Source organism: Acidisoma sp. PAMC 29798 (assembly GCF_030252425.1).
GTDB classification, from domain to species: Bacteria; Pseudomonadota; Alphaproteobacteria; order Acetobacterales; family Acetobacteraceae; genus Acidisoma; species Acidisoma cladoniae.
The window spans coordinates 3,990,062-4,011,641 of sequence record NZ_CP126994.1 but is presented as its reverse complement, the minus strand read 5'-3'; the positions used below and the strand labels follow the sequence as shown (position 1 = coordinate 4,011,641).

Below are 21,580 nucleotides of genomic sequence, written 5' to 3'. Positions count from 1 at the left end.
CTAAGCCGACCGGGTCGCTTCCACGACCTGTCGCCGTTCACGTCCAACCGTGCGGAACGGTCCGCCTCACTAAACGAACGACGGCTGCCAAGCCTCTCGTCTGACGCCGCGAACCGGCACCTGAGAGCGCGTGCCGCCGTCGCAAGCACCCTGCCGGCCGGGCTGGAACTCGCGCGGGAAGGAGCTGTCATGATCGAGCAGGAAGAGGACGACGGGCCAGTTCTTCTCAGCTTGAACAGAAGCCAAGTGTAGCGCGGCGATCTGGACCGGAAAGAGCGTCAATCAGGACTGGAAAGTGCAGTCGCGGCAAACGATGATTGACGCTGCACGACAAGAGGGCAAGAGCTTTTTGATTTTGCCCCGCGTCAATCAGATGGAGTTTTGATTGACGCGCGAGTGGGTGGCCGTCCGGGTCCGGCTTTTCGGTCGATCGCCGCTCTTCTTCTGAAGCTTTCAACGTTCATCTCGAAGATGGTGGCGTGGTGGACCAATCTGTCGACGGCGGCCAAGGTCATAGCTTGGTCGGGGAAAATTCGTCCCCATTCGCCGAAGGGTTGATTGGCGGTGATCAGCATGGATCGCCGCTCGTATCGCGCGCTGATGAGTTCGAACAGGACGCTGGTCTCGGCCTGATCCTTGGTGACGTAAGCAAGGTCATCGAGGATGAGCAGATGATACTTGTCAAGTTTGGCGATGGCCGCCTCGAGTTGCAGTGCTCGGCGGGCAGTCTGGAGCTTTTGGACAAGATCGGTCGTGCGGGTATGCAGGACGCGCCATCCGTTCTCGACGAGTGCGAGCCCCAGTGCCGCACCAAGATGGGATTTGCCTCCGCCAGGTGGGCCGAAGAACATCAAATTGGCGCCTTGGTCGAGCCAGCTATCGCCCGCCGCCAGGGCCATGATCTGAGCCTTGCTGACCATCGGCACCGCGTCGAACTCAAAATTGTCCAGGGTCTTTCCCACCGGCAGGCGGGCTTCCTCGACGTTACGTCGAATGCGCCGGTTCGCGCGTTCCGCCATCTCATGCTCGGCGAGCGACGCGAGGAAGCGTGCCGCTGGCCAGCCCTCCTTGTCGGCGCGCGCGGCGAAGTCGGGCCAGATGACCTTGATGGTCGGCAGCCGCAAATCATTGAGCGCCAGCGTGAGGCGACCAGTGTCGATGGCGTCTGCGCTCATGCGGCTTCTCCCACGACAATGGTGGCAAGTTCGTCGTAGGCGCTGAGGGGCATGTAGGTGACGACGATCGCGGGCAGCGCCGCGGCATCGGGCGTGAAGACCCCTCTCAGGACGCTCATATCGGGCAGGATATCGGCATCGAGGTCTCGCGTGAGACGCTCGGCGAGTTCACCTTCGCAGGCTCGGTCATGGGCCAGAGCCAGAAGATCGACCACGGTGCGGCAGGCCACACGTGCCGAGACGGTGGCCAGCAGAACGTCAAAAGTTCGGCGATAGGCTTGGCGAGGAAAGAGCTTGTCGCGATAGACCAGCCCCATGAGCGCCATCGGTTTGCGCCTCAGCGAATGGATCAGATGACGATAATCCACGACGTGATCGTGGGCCCCACTGGCATGGGCGCGGCCCCGCGGCATGGTCATCTGCAGGGACGCACCAAGATAGACGTCCAGACGATCGTCATAGAGCCGCGCCCGTAGCCGATGACCGATCAGCCGTGACGGCGTGCTGTAGAACACCTTGCGCAGGACGAAGCCGCTGGAGGAGGTGACCGTGACGATCGCTTCCTCGAAGTCGATCGTCCGACGCCCTGGCAACTCCCGCAAGGTTGCTCGCTCGATGTCGATGCGAGCGCCGTACTTGGCGTTGTGGCGACCGCTCACCTCATCGATGAAGCCGCGATAGGCCGTCAGGTCGACGAAGTCGCGTGAACCGCGCATGAGCACACCGTCCTCGACAGCCTTCTTGAGGTGTCCGTGGGAACTTTCGATCGATCCGTTCTCATGAGCGACACCGGTGTTGTTGCGGGTCGGCTCCATGCCGTAATGCGCGCAGAGAGCGTCATAGCGCGTGGTCAGGTCCGCCCGGGCGCCGTCATCGAGGTTGCGAAAGGCCGCCGACAAGCTGTCGCTGCGATGTTCACTCGGAGCGCCGCCCAATGCCCAGAGAGCGTTCTGAAGTCCTTCTGCCAAGGCGACGTAGCTCTCGCCGCCAAGAACGACATGCGCGTGCTCGAAGCCCGAATAGACCAGGCGGAAGTGATAGAGGCGGTGATCCAGCGGCTCCCGGGCGATGGTGATCGCCAGATCGGCCATGTCGGTGAAATCCGACAATCCCATCCTCCCCGGCTCATGGGTCTGGCGAAAGATCACCTCCTGCTCGGGTCCATGAAGGCCGCGCCACCCACGGATCCGGCGTTCCATCGTCCGGCGCGTGCCGAGATAGCGTCCCGGATAACGACGGTTCATCTCCTCGATGATGGCGACTGACCTCAGGCCTGGCGCGGCGCGCAGCATGGGGACGATCTCGCTGTCCCAGATGTCGACAAGGGGGTCGGGCCGCCGCCGTTCCCGAGGAGGCTTCCCAACAGGTCGCAGGCGCAGCTCCTTCTCGAGGAGATACGCGGTCGCCGTGCTGAACCCCGCCTTGGCGCCAGCGATCGCCGGCGTGTGGATGTCACGAAGCTTCATATACAGCCTCCTCTGGCAGTCGGTGAGATGGCGGCCGGTCAAACATGGCGTCCTTCATTGGCGTGAAGTCGCTGTTCTAACCGGTCGGCCTCGGCTGCCAGACGGTGCGACCCCTCAATGGGTCGCCCCGCCACCGGTGTTCTCCCTTGGTCAGGCTACGCCCTCTCTACGGGACAACACCGGTGGCCATTCTTATCCTGATTGACGCGCGTTCTGGTCCAGATCGCCGCGCAGCAAGCCAAGCGAGGTTGGCCATGCAGGGTTGAAGATCGGTCAGCTGAGACTGCCAAACCGACAGACAACTCATGCGTAGACCCAGGAATAGCGTGCCGCACCTCACCCAAGGGGTTCCACCGTATTCATTCTTGATTATATTGAAGACGAGTACGCAAGGAGGATGCCTTGACCCGCCAAACCACGATGACGGTTCGCCTGAGTGGAGCGCTTCATGATTTCGTGCAGGCGAACATCGGCGAAGATGGTGTCTATGAGAACGTCAGCGAGTATATCCGCGACCTAATCCGGCGGGATAAGGAACGCATGGAACAGGACGCGTTCGATCGTCTCAAAGCCGAGCTGACACATGCGTTCGCCGCAGCGAACGAGTCGTATCAGCCCCTGACCGCGGCTGAGGTCATCGCGCGCAACCGGCGCTGATCCGGCCATGGCGGTTCGGGTTCAAGAGGCGGCGTCCCATCGTCTCGACGAAATCTATCGCTACACGCCCGACCGCTGGGGCCATGAGCAAGCGGACCGTTACATCACGGGCCTCTTCGAGGCGTTCGAGGACATTGACTCCCACGCGGTGATGTCGCGGCCGGTTCCGGCGGCATTTGATGTCGATGGTTTTACGTTCCGCTACGAGCGGCATGTTGTGTATTGGCGCCGACTCTCGAACGGAGACATCGGTATCGTCACGATCTTACATGAGCGCATGCGCCAGATCGCGAGGTTTCAAGAAGATTCCGAATTATGAAGTCGCCCGGCAAGCGCGCCAAGGTTACCACGGCACTTACCGGACTTGGAGGTCTGGAACACCTCGGCCCTGAAACATGTGGGGCACGGCGTTAGCGAACTGAAGATCGATTTTGGCCCCGGCAACCCCCAACTCTCCAGTCTCATGGCGGTTTTGCAGGCCCTGAAGCAAGAGTTCAGCGTTGGCCTGACGGTCCAAACAGAGCCGATCCAGCACGTCCGCAAAGCAACAAAAGAAGCGGTTCGCCCGGCACTGCCGGCGCGCGCCCGGCGTCGTGCAGCAGCGTAGCCGGTCGTTGCGAGGTTAGAAGAAATCCATAGTCGCATTTACATCAGGAGAGTCCACACCCGACAAGATGAGACGTTGTGGTGCTTATCAGCCGGAGTCAAAAGAACATCCTAATGGCACATACGAGTTGCCGATTTGCAGCTTCGATCTTGTCTATTCGCTCGTTAGGTTCGATTTAGACGTAGCCTTTAATTTTCGCTAGAGAGCTTTAGAAGGACAGATTGCCTTCTTTCTGTTCTTTTGCCCTTATAACGCTTGCTGCAATCAAAGCAGTTCCACATTGAGCGCACCTTGGCAGCAAAGCGGCGGCGCGCGAACGATAACCACCCTGAAGCGCACCCAATTAGAAGACAGCATGGTCTCCACGATCGATCGAGGCTCCGCTCGCGATGACGCGATCATAGAAGTCGAAGAGGGTCTCCGATCCAGTTGCAGGTGTCGCGGCCGGGTCGTAGCCGCCAGTTGCCGGGTCCAGAACCAGCATGGACTCTGTCGCGTAATAGCGTCCGATGCGGGCCAGTTCCGCCTTCTCTGCCAGCGACGGCAGAACATGGCCCAGCGCCCCAAGAATCCAAATGATCGCGTCTAACAGCGCGAGCGGCACGCGACGGAACTCCGGTGTGCGGTTTAGCAGGGTGAATAGATGCTCACCCTGCTGCTTCGGAGTGACGGGTTCGCCCGGCCCTCCTATCGGTAGCACACAATTGTGTCGGCTTTCCTCGTCGAGACATTCTGCCAGGTAACTGCCCAGATCATCGTCGCTGATAGGTTTGCAGGCGGTTAAGGTGCCATCACCAAACATCAGGAAAGGCTTGCCCTTTTTCAGTCGATCGATCTGCCCGGACAATGATTTGAAGAGGGCAGTTGGCCTGACGATGGTGTAAGTAAGACCTGACTCTATGAGCGCGCTCTCGAACGCCAACTTGGCGTGTTGAAATGCCAGACGCGGCTTCTGAACGCAGATTGCGGACAGCAATACCATGTGCGGTACACAAGCCGCCTTCGCGGCCGCTAACGCATTCATGTTGGCGCTATAGTCGACAGCCCACGCGTCCTTGGGCGCGCCGGAGCGTGAGGCAAGGCATGATATTATAGCGTCGAAGTGTTCACCACGTATGCCGTCGCGCGCCAGGGAGTTAGGATCGGTTATTTCGCCAAAACGTAGCTCAGCAGCCTCCGGGAGCGACCTGACGAAGTTGTCATGCGCGCCTGCGCTACCTGCGCTCCCGAGGCCCCGCACAAAGCAGACTACGTCATGGCCGCTCTGAATCAGAGCACGTACGGTCCCGCGTCCGACCGTACCTGTGGCGCCGAGAACCAAAACGCGCCTTGGATGGCGAGATCGCCGGGTCATTGACAGCTTCGGGCTCCTTTCGTCGCTCACGGTCTGTTGGACATTGGCAGTGGTCAGATTGTCAAAACACAAGAGGATTAAAATCTTCTGGGCCAGGACGTGATCAGGAAGGGGTGATGCGTAGGATGTTATTGGGCGGGTCGATCGTTCTGGTGATCGTCGTAGGAGGCGCGCTTTGGTGGTTCCATACGCCAGACGAGCCGCGCGCCGTGCTGGAGGCCGAATACGCTCGGCCCCCGTCAATGTCCTGAACGTCGCGGGTACCCGCCTCCGACCGTCCTGCCACCGGGACGATGGCGGTCACCTTGGGCTCGACTTCCGTCAATGTGCCCTTCTTATCCACCACCAGGGTCTCGACCTTCTCCATGCGCTCAAGCGCCTCAGCGGACTTGATCAATATGCCGACACCCGCGCCCTTACTGATGTCTACGCCGACTGACATCGGAGCGGCCAAACCCAGGGCGCAGGGGCACGCGACGAAATGGACCGAGACCGCGGCGATCACGGCATAGGACATGCCCGGTGCGGGCTCCCAGATTGCCCAGGCGATGAAGGTGGCAACTGCTGCCGTGACCACGGCTGGAACGAAATAGCCGGACACCGTGTCGACCATTCTCTGAATTGGGGGCCGGGTTCGTTGCGCCTCCGCCACCATAGACCACGAGGGGGGATATGGCTGCGCATTTCCAGGATATAGACGGGCAAGGCCAGAGCCAGCCCGATCCGGAACCGTCGGGTCATGTCGGCTAGTTCAGCGTTCTCTCCGACCTCTGCCGTCATGCTGACTAACTCCAGCGTCATCCCGCAGATCGGGCACTGGCCCGGCTGCGGCAGTCAGATTTGCAGATGCATCGGGCAGGCGTAGAGCGCTCGCCTTGGCCGAATCCGACTGCATCCTTGGTTTTGCGGCGCGGGTCGGCGCGTGTTCCATGCGGGGCCCTGTCTGGCAACCAGCCGCTGTGGCCGAACGGCTGAGGCCCTTCGCTCTGCGGTCGCCTTTACCGAGTTTGCGGCGTCGTACGATCGTTCTCGCTAAAGAAGCGCCGCCCATAGGCGAGCAGTTGGGGGTCGGTGATCTGAGCTAGAACTCGGACGCCGACAATACGGTCTGCGGTTAGGTGGGCATGGTCTCGCATATAGGTCATGAATTCCGTCTTCGCTGTAGAGGGCCCGACGAGCAGAACGGCATGCGCCCCGTCCATTGCCTTGCCGACATCGTTGTAGAACGCGGGGTCCGATCTGATATGCGTGCCCGATGCACTGCCGGACTTAATGTGAAGATGGCGCGGCGCGTCCACCGGTCGAGCGACCTCTTCATCGGCGGCCGTCATGCTGAAATGTATGATGCGGGCTTCATGATGATCTAGCCAAACAACGGTGTGAAAATGCGGTGCCGCATCTGTTCTGCCGGCTTCTCGCGGTGTCTCGTGCATAGTGTGCATAGTTTGCTCGATTAGTTTGAGTGGGCGAACGGTCGTGGTTCCGGAATCTCTGATTGATAGCGCGTTAGTCTGTGAGGTGAATGACGCCCAACTTAGTGGATGGGCTTGGCGGGCGGTGCTCGGGGTGCCAGAACCGTGGTGCGTTGAGGAAGCGCTTCATCGTCCGCTCGATCCCATCAAGGGCCTTGTGCCTGCGGTGGTTGGTCCAATGCGAGAGGGCATCGACGGGTGACGCGAAGCCTGCGGGGTTGCGACGCAGGAGAGCTTTGGCGAGTCGTTGCGTTGCCACCGCATCGTTCGCATTCCCGAGACCCTTCAGCACCGTCCCACAAAGCTCATGATAGGTGCCTGCGGAGGCCGGATCGTACAAACCGGAGAAGCAATCGCCGTCAAAGGCAAGCTTCTTCATCGCCTTCCGCAGGTCGTGAAGGTGCTCGGCGGACAGGTGTCGGAAGCCTCGGCCGCGTTTGATCGCCTTGTCTTGCACTCTATCCAACAGCGCAGGGGCAAGGCCGCCGAGGCGGTCATCAGCAGGCTTTTCCCCTCGCACTAGAACAGGCGGGATGACGACAGTCTCGAGCCATTTGGTCAGATCAAGAATAAGGGCTGTGAATGGCGGATCTCGCAAAGTCGCACGAACGTCGGCGTGGGCGACAAGGCGTTCAAGGCTTGCGGCTTCGGCAAGCCCATCGAAAACCGAAAGCGGTAGCGCAGTCGTCGCGCAGGGGAGGGTTTCCAGGCAGAAGACGTCCCAGTCGCGTGCTAAGCCAAGAATGCGGCCTACGTGTCCTAATCGTCGGCTGAAATCATCGACAGAGGGCGCATCCAAAAGGGGTTTGAAGAGGTCGATTGCGGCACGTATCCGACGGAGAGCAGCCCGCAACTGGTGGAGACCCTCAGCATCGTCCCGCAGCGTCGGGCCGATGTTTGCGATGAGATGACCCAGTGCCTCTCGGAGAACGACGCGCAGTGCATCCGCAGGCCGGAGGTCACGGTGTAGGGACGGGAGCACGGCCTTTCGTGCTCGGTCTGCGGTTCCGTCCCTTAGATGCCAGCCGCGCGCTGCCTTGCTTTGGGTCAGAAGCCACATCGGTGCCAGCGATTGGATCTGAGCGGCCAAGCCATACATCGGGCCAACGGCGCCGGCCTTGAGTTCAAGCTCCAGTTCGCACACGGGCTCGGCTCCGTGACTTGCGGCAATATCTCCCTCGTCAATCGCGATCTCAATGACAGTACCGTCTTCCGACTGGAAGCGACGCGTCGTCCGGTCAATATGAGTGACAAAGGCGGGTTCAAGACGTCCCTCAATGCCGGGGCGTAAGGCGGCCAACTTCGCGATTTTCACAAAGACGCTGAGGTCGGGCTCATCCTGATTGATCTCCCATTCCCATTCGGACCGATCGGCGGCGATTCCACTGTGCGACGATTCGGACTTGACGGTTTGAACGCGCCGATCTTCCTCGCGCCGAACACGCAGGCTGAATTTCTCACGATTGAGGAGACGATCGGGCGTGTCAAAATAGGTCGTTACCTGATGACGCTCGTCGGGCCGCATCTTCGCGAAGATGGCGCTCTTTTCAAGGATCGGCCTGCTCCCCGGCAAAAGTTGGAACTTCAACTCAACCTCACGAGGGCCCGGCCCATGAGGCTCCGGCGCATCAGGCGACAACAATGTCGTCCTCGACGCTTGTCACACCGGGCGCGGCCCAAGCCGTAGCCCAGGCCACATCGCGATCACGCGGCGAGTGTGTTACGCCGGTCAAACGGACCGCGCTTCCTTCGGCAGTGACGTGGATGCTGTGATTGTCCGGAAGCCAGGAACGATGCAAGGCATCGCTGATGCGGCTCCCGATGTTGCTTGCATCCACAGTCGGAGCGACGAGAATGAGATTGGACACGCCGACAACACCACTCAGCCGGTGGACATCCTGCTCTGCCGCTTCCTTCTGAAAGTGCCAGTCCACCTTCCCCGTCAGGTTTACCCAACCTTGCTCCACCTTGACGAAGACCGCGTCCCGAGGGACCGAAACATCCCAAGCCAATCTCTCTAGCGCGGCAGCAGCGATCTCGTCGTCGCCGCGTTTGCGTTCGAACGGCAGCCATACTTCGATCTCCTCGGCAACGGCCTTGACACCCTTGACGCGGCGCGAAGCGGTCTCTGCCGCATGTTTCTCGGCATAGCTTTCGACATGCCCGGTCAAGGTAACGACACCCGCATTCGTCGTCACACCGATATGGGCAGCTGTGACGCTCGGGTCCCAGCTGAGTTCAGAAAGAACGGCCTGCTGCAATTGAGCGTCCTGAGACATGGCAACCTCGATCTGTTGAGAGCGAATGGTGAGAATACAATACATCGGAGCCGGCCGTTCGGTGCAGCCTCGGAAACTACTTAGGAAGCAGGCGGAGCTGACGGTTTCCGGCGGACTGGAAAGACCTAGGTAGATTCCGAGGCTATCCCCGCAATGTTGATGGCCGCATCCTGTCCACATCGATCCTGGGTCGCGCTCATCGTTATCCAGCCGCAGGGCCATGCCGCGTTTCAGCGACAAGCCTCGTTTTAGGATGAACGCCATGGATGTCCCGCTGCCTGAGGTCAGATCCGCGTCTGAGCTCGCGACGCCGACCACCTCCCATCCTGAAACGCGAAGGCTTGGCCTGCTTCTCCTCAGCGGCGTCGTGGTCGGGTCAATGATAGGCGGCGGTGCCTTCAATCTGCCCCAGAACATGGCGGCCGGCGCTGGCCTTGCGGCGATCATCATCGCCTGGATCGTGACCTTCGTCGGAATGTACTTCCTATCGAATGGCTTTCGCATCCTCTCTGACAAGAGGCCGGATCTCAAGGCGGGCATTTACTCCTATGCGCAGGAAGGCTTCGGCGCATTCGCTGGTTTTCAAATGGCATGGGGCTATTGGCTGAGTGCCGCCTTCGGCAATGTCGCCTTTGCCGTGCTCATCATGCAGATCCTTGGCTACTTCTTCCCGGTCTTTGGAAACGGCCAAAACTGGCCTTCGATCATCGGCGCGTCCGCGCTGATCTGGGTCATGTGTTTCGTGGTTTTGTCCGGTGTCAAACGCACTGCGGCGCTGAACGTTCTCGCTGCAATCCTGACGATCACGACAATCGGATTCGCGCTTCTGCTCATGGCCTACTACCTCAAAGGCGGCCAGTTGACGCTCGATTTCTGGGGCAGACAAAATCATCTCGGCAGTCTCTTCAAGCAGGTGAAGAGCACGATGCTCGTTACACTGTGGGTGTTCATCGGCATCGAGGCGGCGGTCGTTATCTCCGATCGTGCCCGCAAGATGTCTGACGTGGGGCCCGCGACCTTCATAGGTCTCGGCGTCTGCACGTTGCTCTATTCGTTGCTCTCTATCCTGCCGTTCGGCATCATGAACGGCCACACGATCGCGGGACTTGCCAATCCTTCCTCGGCCTATGTGCTGTCATCCGTGGTCGGGCGCTGGGGCGCCGTCTTCGTCAATCTTTCGCTGTTGATTTCCGTTCTGAGTTGCTGGCTGGCCTGGACCATCCTGGTGGCGGAGCTTCCGTTCCAGGGCGCGAAAGGTGGGGTCTTCCCCCGGTTTCTTGCGAAAGAAAATCGCTTCCACGCCGCCGCGCCGTCTCTATGGGTGTCCAGTGTCATCATGCAGGTCACGCTGTTCGTGGTGCTGTTCGCACATAATGCATGGCTGTGGTTGATCGATATCACCGGCGTGATGATCCTTCCCGCCTATTTCGTCAGCACCTTGTTTCTGACGGTCTACGCATCGGGGCCGGCCTATGTCGCCAGTCACTCCGAGGGTCGGCGCACTGCGATCTGGACGGGAATTCTGGGCTCGGTCTACGCAGCCTGGCTTCTTTATGCTGCGGGGCTTGAATTCCTCCTGATGTCGGCAATTCTTTTTGCCCTCGGTGTGCCAGTCTTCTACTACACACGGCGATCCCAGATGCTGAAACAACCCGTCTTCAAAGCGCGTGAGGCCGTGGCTGTCGGTTTGCTCGCCGTCATAGCAGTGACAGCAATCGTCTTGTTCGCGGTCGGGATCGTGACAGTCACCTAAAAACGACAGCGCCTGTCTCACCCGCGCACATCCAGAGGATCATAGGCATGTCGTTCGAAGCACTATTCCGCGTCCTGGTTTGCAGCCAGGTGGTGAAATCGGAGTCACAGGAAGGTCAGCATTTGCGCGACATCCTGATGGAGCTGGGCAAGCTGGGCTACGGCATCGTACAGACATCGACCGTTGAGGACGCTGGCATGGCGATCCGAAGCGACGCCGCCCTTGGATGTCTTCTGCTTGAATGGGGTGACGGCGCTTGGCAGCGGGATATGGATAGCCTGGTCGCGCTCATCCGGGCGCGCGGGTTGGAAATGCCAGTCTTCCTTGTGGTCCGCCGCCACCGTCTTGAGGATATTCCTCTGGGCATCTTGGATCAGGTCACGGGCTATGTGTTCCTCGACGAAGACATCCCGGATTTCATTGCCAAGAACTTGTCCAGTCATCTCAAGATTTATGGGGAAACACTGAAGACGCCGTTCTTCGGCGCGATGGTAGACTACACGGATGCTGGTAATCAGGTCTGGACCTGTCCCGGCCACAATGGCGGGATGTTCTATTGGAAAAGCCCCGTCGGCCGTTTGTTCGTGGAGCATCTTGGCGAGGCGATCTTCCGCAACGACCTTGACAATTCAGTTGTGGAGCTCGGAGATCTTCTGACCCATGAAGGGCCGGCGCTCCGCGCCCAGAAAGAGGCCGCGCAGATCTTTGGGGCCGACCGCACCTACTTTGTGCTGAATGGCACTTCAACGTCCAACAAGGTGGCACTGGGCGCCCTGATCGCGGAAGGTGACCTCGTTCTTTTCGACCGTAATAACCACAAATCGAACCATCATGGTGCCCTCATCAATGCGGGCGGGATCCCCATCTATCTTGAAACGGGCCGGAACCTGTATGGCCTGATCGGCCCGATCGATCATGCCGCCCTGTCCGAGGGCAGTCTCCGCGACCGTATCAAGGCCCACCCCCTGATCAAGGACGAGACTGCCTGGCAGCGGAAGAAGCCATTTAGGGTCGGGATCATTCAGCAGTGCAGCTATGATGGCACGATCTACAATGCCGAGATGCTCTACAAGAAGCTGAGTCCACTCTGCGATTACATCCTCTTCGATGAAGCCTGGGCCGGTTTCATGAAATTCCATCCCGTGTTCAAGGCGCATTTCGCCATGGGCATCAGCAATCTGTCGCCTGAGGATGCGGGGATCATCGCCACACAATCCACCCATAAGCAGCTCGCCGGATTTTCCCAGGCTTCCCAAATCCATGTAAAGGACTCGCATATCGAGGGTCAGCGCAGACGCGTTTCGCATTCGCGCTTCAACGAGACCTTCATGCTGCACGCCTCCACCTCACCCTTCTATCCGCTCTTCGCGTCGCTCGATGTGGGCGCGCAGATGATGAAGGGAAAGTCCGGGGAGGCGCTGTGGGACGACACGATCCGACTAGGGATTGAACTGCGCAAGAAGCTGAGGGCGCTCGGCGCCGGATACGCGGTCACCGCGTCCAACCCGAAGGACGGATGGTTCTTCGATCCTTTCGTGCCCGATTTTGTCACGACCGATCACCCGGATGGAAGCCAGACATGCGACCGCTGGGAGGATCTCTCAACAGACAGGCTAGCTTCGGATCAAAGATGTTGGGGCCTCGACTTGGGCGGAACCTGGCACGGCTTCGCCAATATGATTGCTGACTATGCGATGACAGACCCCAATAAACTGACCTTGCTCACGCCAGGCCTGAACCGCAAGACTGGCGACTATGAGGCCCATGGAATTCCGGCAGCGATTCTCGCGGAATATTTGCGTGAGTGCAAAATCGTTCCCGAAAAGAACGACCTGAATAGTATTTTGTTTCTTCTGACACCTGGAATGGAGGCGTCCAAGGCGGGGACTCTGCTCAGTGCCCTTGTAAGTTTCAAGAAGCTTCACGACCGCAACGCCCCGCTGCACGACGTCATTCCAAACTTCGTCGCGCGCTATCCAAAGCGCTATGAGAGCGCGGGCCTCTATCATCTTTGCCAGGAGATGCACGACTTCTATCGGGACCGTCGGGTTCGCGATCTACAACATGACCAGTTTCGCGCAGAGCATTTTCCCATGATGGCCATGACTCCGCGCGCTGCCATGCAGGCGTTCATCCGTAACGACATAGACTATGTTCCGCTCAGCGAGATCTCAGGCAGGATCGCCGCGACCCTGGCCTTGGTTTATCCGCCGGGTATCGGGGTTATGGTTCCGGGCGAGCGCTATGGAGCGAAAGCACAACCCATGCTGGATTATCTTCTGATGTTTGAGGAGGCGGCAAATCGCTTCCCGGGATTCGATAGTGAGATTCAAGGTGTCTTTCGGGAAGCGACCGCGGAGGGCGAGATTCGCTTCTTCACTTACGTGGTCCGGGAATCATAACTCGGGCCTGGCCCGCACGTAGAAATTGACACAAGTCACAGAGGATCACGGTCATCACAAACACTCTCGGCGTTCATTCGGAAGTCGGCGTTCTGCGTGAGGTTCTGGTTCACCGGCCAGATCTTAGTCTCACGCGGCTCACACCAGGAAATTGCCGCGATCTGCTGTTCGACGATGTGCTGTGGGTCAAGAAGGCACGCCAGGAACACGACGCCTTTGTCGACACGCTCCGCGAACGCGGGGTGGTCGTGCAGGAGTTCGGGGCCATGCTGGCCGAGACCATGGCATATCCCACTGCGCGTGCCTGGCTGCTGGATCGTCGCGCAGGCGTAAGGCAACTGGGTCATGGCACGGCCGGCGAAGTAAGAGCATGGCTGAACGAAATGCCAGCGGTCGAGCTCGCGACCTATCTAGTGGGCGGCATCGCGCGGGCGGAGCTCCCGCAATCCGCTCATGGGCTGTTCACAGCGACGCGAAGCGAGCACGAGTTCATTCTACCACCTCTACCGAACCAATTGTTCACCAGGGACAGTTCGTGCTGGGTTGGAAACGGTGTCTTTATCAACCCGATGTTCTGGCCGGCACGACAGCCGGAAGCCATCAATATCGCAGCCGTCTATCGCTTTCATCCGCGCTTCCAGAATTCGAGCCATGTGAGTTACTTGGATGCCTCGGACGAGCATCTGGGCGCCATGACCCTTGAAGGTGGCGATGTCATGCCCATAGGGCCGGACGTCGTTTTGATCGGTATGGGTGAACGGTCGACCCCTCAGGCCGTAACCGAATATGCGCATCGACTATTTCTTGCGGGGGCCACCAAGCAGGTGATCGCGGCGCAAATGCCGCGCGACCGCAGTAACATGCATCTCGATACCGTCTTCACCTTTTGCGACCGCGACCTCGTGACGGTCTTTCCTGGCATAGTTGACGGTATCAAGCCGTTCTCACTCTTCCCGTCGAGCGATGGCATCGATCTTCGCGTCGTGGCGGAGACGCGTAGCTTTCTGGAGACCGTCTCGGCCGCGATCGGGGTTCCGAAGCTGCGCGTGATCGCGACCGGCGGGGACAGCTACGAGGCGCAGCGGGAGCAATGGGACGACGGCAACAACGTGGTCGCCGTGGCGCCGGGGGTGGTCATTGGCTACGACCGGAACGTCTACACCAATACTCTGCTTCGCAAGGCCGGGATCGAAGTGATTACGATCGAAGGATCGGAATTAGGCCGGGGGCGTGGCGGCGGGCATTGCATGACCTGCCCGCTCAGCCGCGACCCGATCGAACATTTCTGAAGGACACGCCAATATGGCCATCAATCTACGCGGACAAAGTGTTCTCGCATTGGACAATTTCACGCCGGACCAACTGCGCTTTCTTCTCGATATGGCGAGGGACCTCAAGGCCGCAAAGAGAAGCGGTTTCGAGCAACCGCGCCTGAACGGCAAGAACATCGCCTTGATTTTCGAGAAGGATTCCACACGTACCAGAAGCGGTTTCGAAGTTGCGGCCCATGACCAAGGTGCGCACGTGACGTTCATGGGGCCGAGCGGCAGTCATATCGGCCAGTCCGAGACGATCAAGGATACGGCGCGTGTTCTGGGCCGGATGTTCGACGCGATCGAGTTTCGTGGCTTCGCGCAGGCGGATGTGGAAACGCTGGCGCAGTATTCCGGCGTTCCCGTCTATAACGGTCTGACGGACGACACGCATCCGACTCAGATTCTAGCGGATTTCATGACGATGCGCGAGTTTACGCATAAAACTCTTTCCGACATCCGTTTCGCATTTATGGGTGATGGCCGCAATAATATGGCGCGTTCACTGGCGGTCGGTGCCGCGAAGATGGGCATGGATCTCGTCATCGGATCGCCGCCGTCTCTCCGGCCAGAGGCGGCCTTCATCACCCATATCGATGACATTGCTAGAACGACTGGCGGAACCGTCCGGTTCGAGGCCGATGCGCGGCAAGCTGTGAGCGGTGTGGATTTCATCTACACGGATGTGTGGTTGTCGATGGGCGAAGACGCGGCACGTTGGGGCGAACGCATCGAGTTGCTCAAGCCTTTCCAGGTCAATGCGGCCTTGATGGCGGCGACCGGCAATCCCGTGACCAAATTCCTGCATTGTCTGCCATCCTTCCACAACACTGACACCGTGATCGGTGCTGACATGGCCAAGCGCTTCGGCATCACGGCGATGGAAGTCACCGATGAGGTCTTCGAATCACCGGCCTCGATCATCTTCGATCAAGCTGAGAACCGGATGCACACCATCAAGGCCATCCTTGTCGCGACTCTGGCCTAACCGGATGAGGATCCTTGTCGCGCTCGGCGGAAACGCGCTGCTGCCGCGTGGGCAGCGTCTTTCCGCCTCGGCCCAGCAAGTGGCGGTGCGCGTCGCGGCCAGGGTGCTAGCGGCGGCGGCGGCGGGAGGTCATCATTTGATCATCACCCATGGAAACGGCCCGCAGGTCGGTCTGCTCGCTTTGCAATCGGCGGCGGGCCCCTCCGACGGCGCCTTGCCGCTGGATGTCCTCGATGCGGAGAGCGAGGGGTGGATCGGCTATGCGATTGAATTGGAGCTCCGTAACGCCATGGGGGCGGGGTCTGCGCTCGCAACGCTTCTGACGCAGATCCGCGTCGATCGCGCCGATGCAGCTTTCGGCGTGCCGACCAAGCCGGTAGGACCAGTTTATGATGAGGCAACGGCGCGTCGATTGGCGACCGCAAATGGCTGGTCGGTCGCCCCCGATGGCGCCCACTGGCGCCGTGTTGTGGCCTCACCCCGGCCAATCGAGATTCTGGAACTTGCTTCGATACGCCTCTTGGTGAAGGCGGGCGTCACCGTGATCTGTGCGGGTGGCGGCGGTATTCCGGTCTTCGTTGATGCGGACGGGCGGTTCACAGGTGCTGAAGCCGTCATCGACAAAGATGCCTCCAGCGCGCTGCTTGCCGAACAGATCGGCGTGGAGTTGTTCGTTATGCTGACTGACGTAGAGGGCGTCTTTCTCGATTACGGCAAGCCGAACGCGCAGATGATCCGCGATACGTCGCCCGATGCCTTGGAGGCGGAAGCCGCGTCCTTCCACGCCGGATCCATAGGCCCAAAGGTCGCGGCTGCCTGCGCCTTCTCGCGGGCCACCGGATGCCGCGCGACCATCGGCGCTCTCGCTGACCTGCACGACCTCATTGGAGCCACGGCGGGCACCTCGATCGCCATGAGAACCGCCACGACGCCCTCTGTGGTCGAAACGCCGCCAAAGACGGCAAAAGATTTCGCGGCATAGGTATTTTCCGATCCTGGATGCGAGGCCGGCGCCTGCATAGCGTGCCGGTTGCTCCGTGCGCAGGGCTGGTCAGAGAGAGGAAGACAATCATGGCGAAGTCGCTTGCCGCCCACTCTAGTGGATTGAATCTAACGCTTGGTGCCCACGCCTGACCGCGGCGATGATCTTTTCTGGGTCTTTGGTCCAATGGAAGGGGTGCGGATCGGCGTTGGTATCGGCGACGAAGCGGTTGATCGCAGCCTGCAGTGAGACGAGGGAGTGGAACACGCCACGTTTGAGGCGCCGTTTAGCGAGCTTGGCAAAAAAGCCCTCGACGGCATTGAGCCACGAGGCCGAGGTCGGCGTGAAATGGAAGGTCCAGCGTGGATGGCGCTCCAGCCAAGCGATAACCTTCGGGTGCTTGTGGGTGGCGTAATTATCCATGATGGCATGGACAAGTTTCCCCGCAGGGACCTCCGCTTCGACAGCATTGAGGAAACGGATGAACTCCTGGTGCCGATGGTGCTGCATGCATCGGCCGATCACGCCGCCCTCCAAAACGTTCAAGGCCGCAAACAACGTGGTCGTACCGTTCCGGATGTAATCGTGTGTCATGGTGCCGCAGCGCCCCTTCTTCAGAGGCAACCCCGGCTGGGTGCGGTCGAGCGCTTGGATTTGGCTCTTTTCGTCGACCGAGAGGACGACGGCGTGGGCGGGCGGGTCGACGTAGAGACCGACGATGTCGCGAAGCTTGGCGGCAAACTGCGGATCGTTGGAGAGCTTGAATTGGCGGAGCCGATGCGGTTGCAGACCGTGGGTGCGCCAGATGCGTTGCGTGGCGCTCAGACTGATCTTGGCGGTCTTGGCCATGGCTCGCCCGGTCCAATGCGTCACCTCGCCGGGCGGGGTCGTCAGCGTCAGCGCCACAACCCGGTCAGCGACATTCGATCCCAGTGCTGGGACGCGCGAAGGCCGGGTCTTGTCCCGCAGGAGCCCGTCCACGCCAGCCTGCATGAACCGCTCCTGCCAGCGCCACACCGCCGTTTTGGCCTTGCCTGTTTGCCGCATGATCTCGGCCGTGCCGTGACCCGCTGCTGTCAGAAGGACGATCTGAGCCCGCCAAACATGTTTCTGTGGGCTATTGCGGTCTGTCACGATCAACTGAAGCCGGGCCTGGTCAGCTGGGTTAACTTCGACGACGATGCCTGGGCGCATCGTGCCAGACTCGCACGTCCCAGCCGCCGTTGGAATCTCTAAACGGACTCTTCCGTCAGGTTCTATCCACTAGGTCCCCGGACGCGAAGGCCGCCTCAGGCTCCGACGCCAAGGACGACTTGAAGGCGCTCCCGATGAGCGAGGTCGAGACGCGGCTGGGCTCCTCTCCCAATGGACTGACCCAGGCCGAAGCCGCGAAGCGGCTTATCCAATACGGACCGAACGAGATCGAGGACAAGAAGACCAACGTTTTCCTGAAGTTCCTCCTGTATTTCTGGGAGCCGATTCCCTGGATGATCGAGATCGCCGTCGTTCTATCAGGCGTCGTTCGGCATTGGCCCGACTTCATCATCATCCTGCTGCTGCTTTGCGCCAACGCGGTCGTTGGCTTTTGGGAAGAACGGGAAGCAGGCAACGCCATCGAAGCTCTGAGGGCGAAGCTCGCGGTTAAGGCGCGGGTGAAGCGGGATGGAAAATGGTTGACGCCACCGGCGAAGGAGGTGGTACCAGGCGACATCATTCGCCTCCGGCTCGGCGACATTGTGCCAGCCGACGCCCGGCTGATGGAGGGCGACGAGGTCTCCGTCGACCAAGCGGCGCTCACGGGTGAATCCTTGCCGGCTTCGAAGCGTTCCGGCGACGCCGTGTTCTCCGGCTCGATCATCCGGCGTGGTGAAATCGATGCCCTCGTCTACGCCACGGGCGGCAAGACGTATTTCGGCCGAACGGCGGAGTTGGTCGAGACCGCCCACAGCGTCAGTCACTTCCAAAAGGCCGTATTGAAAATCGGCAATTATCTGATCTTGCTGGCCGTGGGGCTCGTGACCGTGATCATCGGCGTTGGCATCTATCGCGGCGATCCCATCCTGACAACGCTGCAATTCGCCCTTGTGCTCACAGTTGCCGCGATTCCGGTGGCGATGCCAACGGTGCTTTCGGTGACGATGGCGGTGGGTGCGCGGCTGCTTGCCAGGAAGCAGGCCATCGTCAGCAAGCTCGTCGCCATCGAGGAACTAGCGGGAGTAGACGTGCTTTGTGCCGACAAGACCGGCACCCTCACGCAGAACAAATTGACCTTGGGCGATCCGTTCGGCATCGGCGCTGCAAAGCCGGCGGATGTCATCCTCGCGGGCGCCTTGGCGTCACGCGCGGAGGACAATGATGTCATCGATCTGGCGGTGTTAGCTGGCCTGAAGGACGAAAAGGCTCTGCTAGGCTATGACGTGCAGCATTTCCAACCCTTCGATTCTGTCCACAAGCGGACTGAGGCTACGGTGAAGGGCGCCGACGGGGCGGCTTTCAAGGTCACCAAGGGCGCGCCCCAGGTGATCCTGGCGCTCGTGGCCGACGCCACGGCGGTGAAGGATGCGACTAACAAGGCTGTCAATGACTTCGCTGCGCTGGGCTTCCGGGCGCTAGGCGTAGCCCGCGCGGATGGCGGTGGCGACTGGAAGTTGCTGGGGGTACTGCCGCTCTTCGATCCGCCACGTGAGGATGCGAAATCCACCATCGCCACGGCGCGGCAGATGGGCGTGACCATCAAGATGGTCACGGGGGATGCGCTGGCCATCGCGCGGGAAACCGCTAAAACGCTCGACATGGGCGCCAATATCCTGGACGGCGCCAGCCTCGGCGACCCCAAACATCAGGAGACGGCCGAGGTCGCGAAATCCATCGAGGATGCGGACGGCTTTGCCCAGGTCTTCCCGGAGCACAAGTTCCACATCGTCGACGTCCTACAAAAGCGCGGACACATCGTCGGTATGACGGGCGATGGCGTGAATGACGCCCCGGCGTTGAAGCAAGCCGATTGTGGCATCGCGGTTTCCGGCGCCACGGATGCAGCCCGCGCCGCAGCGGCAATCGTGCTGATGACGCCGGGACTATCCGTGATCATCGACGCGATCAAGGAAAGCCGAAAAATCTTCCAACGGATGAACAGCTACGCGATTTACCGCATCGCGGAGACGCTCCGCGTCCTTCTGTTTATGACGCTAGCGATTGTCGCATTCAATTTCTATCCGCTGACGGCGGTGATGATCGTGATGCTCGCGCTGCTCAATGATGGCGCCATTCTTTCCATCGCCTATGATAATGTCAAATACCGGAACCAGCCGGAGGCATGGAACATGCCCGTGGTTCTGGGCGTCGCAACGGTGCTGGGTCTCGTCGGACCGATCGCCGCCTTCGGGTTGTTCTACCTGGGTGCTCGTGTCGTCCATCTCGACCATCCGCATCTGCAAACCACGATGTATCTGATGCTGTCGATCGCCGGCCATCTGACGATCTTCCAGACCCGGACGCGGGGACCCTGGTGGTCGACACGCCCAGCCTGGATTGTGTTGATCGCGGTTTTCGGGACTCAAACGATCGCCACATTGATCGCCGTTTATGGTGCCTGGATCGTGACACCGATTGGATGGCGGCTGGCAGCCCTTATCTGGGTCTATGCCATCGCGTGGTTTCTTGTGACCGATCCGATCAAACTCCTCACTTATCGCGTTTTGGATCAGTTCGGTGCGACTGCTCGCACGGCGGTCAAAGCCAGGACGGTTGACGCTGCCAAGACACTCGATACCGCCGTACCGGCGGAACCCACGAAGACGAAGTCCCCGACCCAAACAGACGCGGTGCCGGCGGCAGCGAAGCTGGTGGAGACCGTATCACCTGCGCCGAAGGCTGCCGCATGACAAGCTCAATGGAGAACTTATATGAAGATCCATACAAAGCACTTTCGTGTTCAAGAAAGGGAAAAGCTTGACCTTAAAGAGCGACCCACCATCGTCGATCCCGTTTACGGATCTAAAGACGATTACGAGACACTGCTCGCCAAGCATACCAATCGGCTGAGCACCTTGCAGCAGGTGCATTATGCGGCTGGCAAGCATGCCGTGCTATTGATCTTCCAGGCGATGGATGCAGCCGGCAAGGATGGCGCCATTCGGCATGTGATGTCGGGTGTCAATCCGCAGGGCTGCCAGGTCTTCAGCTTCAAGCATCCGAGTGCGACCGAGCTGGCGCATGACTTCCTTTGGCGCACGACGCGCGATCTGCCGGAACGAGGTCGGATCGGCATCTTCAACCGCTCTTACTATGAAGAAGTGTTGATCGTTCGCGTCCACCGCGACATCCTGCATAGCGAGTCCATTCCGGATGTAGCAGGCCATGACCATAAGCTTTGGCATGATCGCTATCGCTCGATCACCGATCTGGAGCGGCATCTGCATGCCAATGGTACGCGCGTCGTCAAAATCTTCCTCCATCTTTCGAAGGAGGAGCAGCGTCGGCGCTTTCTCTCTCGGATCGACGAGCCCGATAAGAATTGGAAATTTAGCACAGCCGATGTCGAGGAGAGAAAATTCTGGGGTCAATACCGGAAGGCCTATGAGGAGTGTCTGAGTGCCACGAGCACAGACGACTCGCCCTGGTTCGTCGTGCCCGCAGATGACAAGCAAAATGCCAGGCTTATCGTCTCACAGATCGTCGTGGACACGCTTGAGTCGCTCGACATGAGCTACCCAAAGGTGACGCCCGAACGGGTCTCTGAACTGCAGACGATCCGTGCGGAACTGGTCGCCTCGGCCAAGGATGAGGGATGACCAGACTACGAATCAACTCGAACGCGGGGTGCTCTAGGTAGTTTCCGTGGCTGATGTTGCCCGTTTCGAACTGCTATCGGTCAATGCCGACGCAACTGGCGCCAACCCTAGAGGAGAATCCGGATGAGCAATCGTTTTGACGTTTCCGAAATAGCAGCGCAGGGCTCCGACGGCAGAATGACGCCGCCCGCGACGACGGAGGAGTCGAGCCCCGCCGACCGCCTTGAGACCGACGTCATGCCGGAGTTGGGTCAAGCTGCCTCTAAAGGTCCCGGCAATCGCCGCAGCCTGTTTCGTCGCTGACGGTTTAAACTCCGATGTTTCTAACGCGTATTTTCC

At 59.9% G+C, this 21,580-nt stretch carries 19 protein-coding genes; 11 read left to right on the top strand and 8 right to left on the bottom strand.

All coding sequences use genetic code 11. The annotated features are described in order from the left end of the window. Positions 1-365: 365 nt before the first annotated feature. Both istB and istA read right to left on the bottom strand, forming a co-directional pair. Positions 366-1,175: an IS21-like element helper ATPase IstB gene (istB, locus tag QP803_RS19225; RefSeq protein WP_284945084.1), complete on the bottom strand. Its 810-nt coding sequence runs from the start codon at positions 1,173-1,175 to the stop codon at positions 366-368. Beyond that, on the bottom strand, positions 1,172-2,683 hold the full coding sequence (gene istA / locus QP803_RS19220) for an IS21 family transposase (RefSeq protein WP_434082870.1): 1,512 nt from the start codon (positions 2,681-2,683) through the stop codon (positions 1,172-1,174). The genes istB and istA overlap by 4 nt, the downstream gene beginning before the upstream one ends. A gap of 360 nt (positions 2,684-3,043) precedes the next feature. On the opposite strand from istA, the gene QP803_RS19215 reads away from it, so the two are divergent. The 3 genes from QP803_RS19215 to QP803_RS19205 are packed head-to-tail and all read left to right on the top strand — an operon-like array spanning position 3,044 to position 3,905. Then, a complete protein-coding gene (locus tag QP803_RS19215; RefSeq protein WP_284945082.1) occupies positions 3,044-3,298 on the top strand; it encodes a ribbon-helix-helix domain-containing protein in 255 nt (84 codons plus the stop codon). 7 nt (positions 3,299-3,305) lie between these two features. After that, positions 3,306-3,617, top strand: a complete 312-nt coding sequence (locus QP803_RS19210) for a type II toxin-antitoxin system RelE/ParE family toxin (protein WP_284945081.1) — start codon at positions 3,306-3,308, stop codon at positions 3,615-3,617. 45 nt (positions 3,618-3,662) lie between these two features. After that, entirely contained in the window at positions 3,663-3,905 is a 243-nt protein-coding gene (locus QP803_RS19205; protein ID WP_284945080.1) for a hypothetical protein, read from the top strand. Between the two features lie 343 nt (positions 3,906-4,248). Here the strand turns inward: QP803_RS19205 and QP803_RS19200 are convergent, their stop codons facing one another. The 5 genes from QP803_RS19200 to QP803_RS19180 all read right to left on the bottom strand — a co-directional run bounded on the left by QP803_RS19200 (position 4,249) and on the right by QP803_RS19180 (position 9,274). After that, positions 4,249-5,259 carry an NAD(P)H-binding protein gene (locus tag QP803_RS19200; protein ID WP_284945079.1) on the bottom strand — a complete coding sequence of 337 codons (1,011 nt, stop codon included), beginning with the start codon at positions 5,257-5,259 and terminating at the stop codon, positions 4,249-4,251. A gap of 103 nt (positions 5,260-5,362) precedes the next feature. Continuing rightward, positions 5,363-5,914, bottom strand: coding sequence for an HAD-IC family P-type ATPase (locus QP803_RS19195; protein WP_434082869.1), 552 nt, complete (start codon positions 5,912-5,914; stop codon positions 5,363-5,365). Between the two features lie 343 nt (positions 5,915-6,257). Continuing rightward, positions 6,258-6,692 carry a hypothetical protein gene (locus QP803_RS19190; protein ID WP_284945077.1) on the bottom strand — a complete coding sequence of 145 codons (435 nt, stop codon included), beginning with the start codon at positions 6,690-6,692 and terminating at the stop codon, positions 6,258-6,260. A 73-nt stretch (positions 6,693-6,765) separates the two neighbouring features. Continuing rightward, positions 6,766-8,319: a CYTH and CHAD domain-containing protein gene (locus QP803_RS19185; protein WP_284945076.1), complete on the bottom strand. Its 1,554-nt coding sequence runs from the start codon at positions 8,317-8,319 to the stop codon at positions 6,766-6,768. Between the two features lie 40 nt (positions 8,320-8,359). Next, on the bottom strand, positions 8,360-9,274 hold the full coding sequence (locus tag QP803_RS19180; RefSeq protein WP_284945075.1) for a BON domain-containing protein: 915 nt from the start codon (positions 9,272-9,274) through the stop codon (positions 8,360-8,362). Between QP803_RS19180 and QP803_RS19175 the strand changes: the two genes are divergently transcribed. Genes QP803_RS19175 through QP803_RS19155 form a run of 5 tightly spaced genes read left to right on the top strand, consistent with a single transcriptional unit; the run spans position 9,273 to position 16,448 of the window. After that, positions 9,273-10,763, top strand: coding sequence for a basic amino acid/polyamine antiporter (locus QP803_RS19175; RefSeq protein WP_284945074.1), 1,491 nt, complete (start codon positions 9,273-9,275; stop codon positions 10,761-10,763). The genes QP803_RS19180 and QP803_RS19175 overlap by 2 nt on opposite strands. A 47-nt stretch (positions 10,764-10,810) precedes the next feature. After that, complete coding sequence (locus QP803_RS19170) at positions 10,811-13,165, top strand: Orn/Lys/Arg family decarboxylase (RefSeq protein ID WP_284945073.1); 2,355 nt, start codon at positions 10,811-10,813, stop codon at positions 13,163-13,165. A 44-nt stretch (positions 13,166-13,209) separates the two neighbouring features. Continuing rightward, complete coding sequence (locus tag QP803_RS19165; protein WP_284947965.1) at positions 13,210-14,454, top strand: arginine deiminase; 1,245 nt, start codon at positions 13,210-13,212, stop codon at positions 14,452-14,454. Positions 14,455-14,467: 13 nt separating this feature from the next. Then, complete coding sequence (gene argF, locus QP803_RS19160) at positions 14,468-15,466, top strand: ornithine carbamoyltransferase (RefSeq protein WP_284945072.1); 999 nt, start codon at positions 14,468-14,470, stop codon at positions 15,464-15,466. Positions 15,467-15,470: 4 nt separating this feature from the next. Continuing rightward, positions 15,471-16,448: a carbamate kinase gene (locus tag QP803_RS19155; RefSeq protein ID WP_284945071.1), complete on the top strand. Its 978-nt coding sequence runs from the start codon at positions 15,471-15,473 to the stop codon at positions 16,446-16,448. Positions 16,449-16,562: 114 nt separating this feature from the next. On the opposite strand, the gene QP803_RS19150 is transcribed toward QP803_RS19155, so the two are convergent. Then, complete coding sequence (locus QP803_RS19150) at positions 16,563-17,642, bottom strand: IS630 family transposase (RefSeq protein WP_284945070.1); 1,080 nt, start codon at positions 17,640-17,642, stop codon at positions 16,563-16,565. 134 nt (positions 17,643-17,776) lie between these two features. On the opposite strand from QP803_RS19150, the gene QP803_RS19145 reads away from it, so the two are divergent. The 3 genes from QP803_RS19145 to QP803_RS19135 all read left to right on the top strand — a co-directional run bounded on the left by QP803_RS19145 (position 17,777) and on the right by QP803_RS19135 (position 21,544). After that, a complete protein-coding gene (locus QP803_RS19145) occupies positions 17,777-20,332 on the top strand; it encodes a plasma-membrane proton-efflux P-type ATPase (RefSeq protein WP_284945069.1) in 2,556 nt (851 codons plus the stop codon). 21 nt (positions 20,333-20,353) lie between these two features. Further along, positions 20,354-21,241: an ADP-polyphosphate phosphotransferase gene (locus QP803_RS19140; protein ID WP_284945068.1), complete on the top strand. Its 888-nt coding sequence runs from the start codon at positions 20,354-20,356 to the stop codon at positions 21,239-21,241. A gap of 123 nt (positions 21,242-21,364) precedes the next feature. After that, entirely contained in the window at positions 21,365-21,544 is a 180-nt protein-coding gene (locus tag QP803_RS19135) for a hypothetical protein (protein ID WP_284945067.1), read from the top strand. The last annotated feature ends 36 nt before the right edge of the window (positions 21,545-21,580 follow it).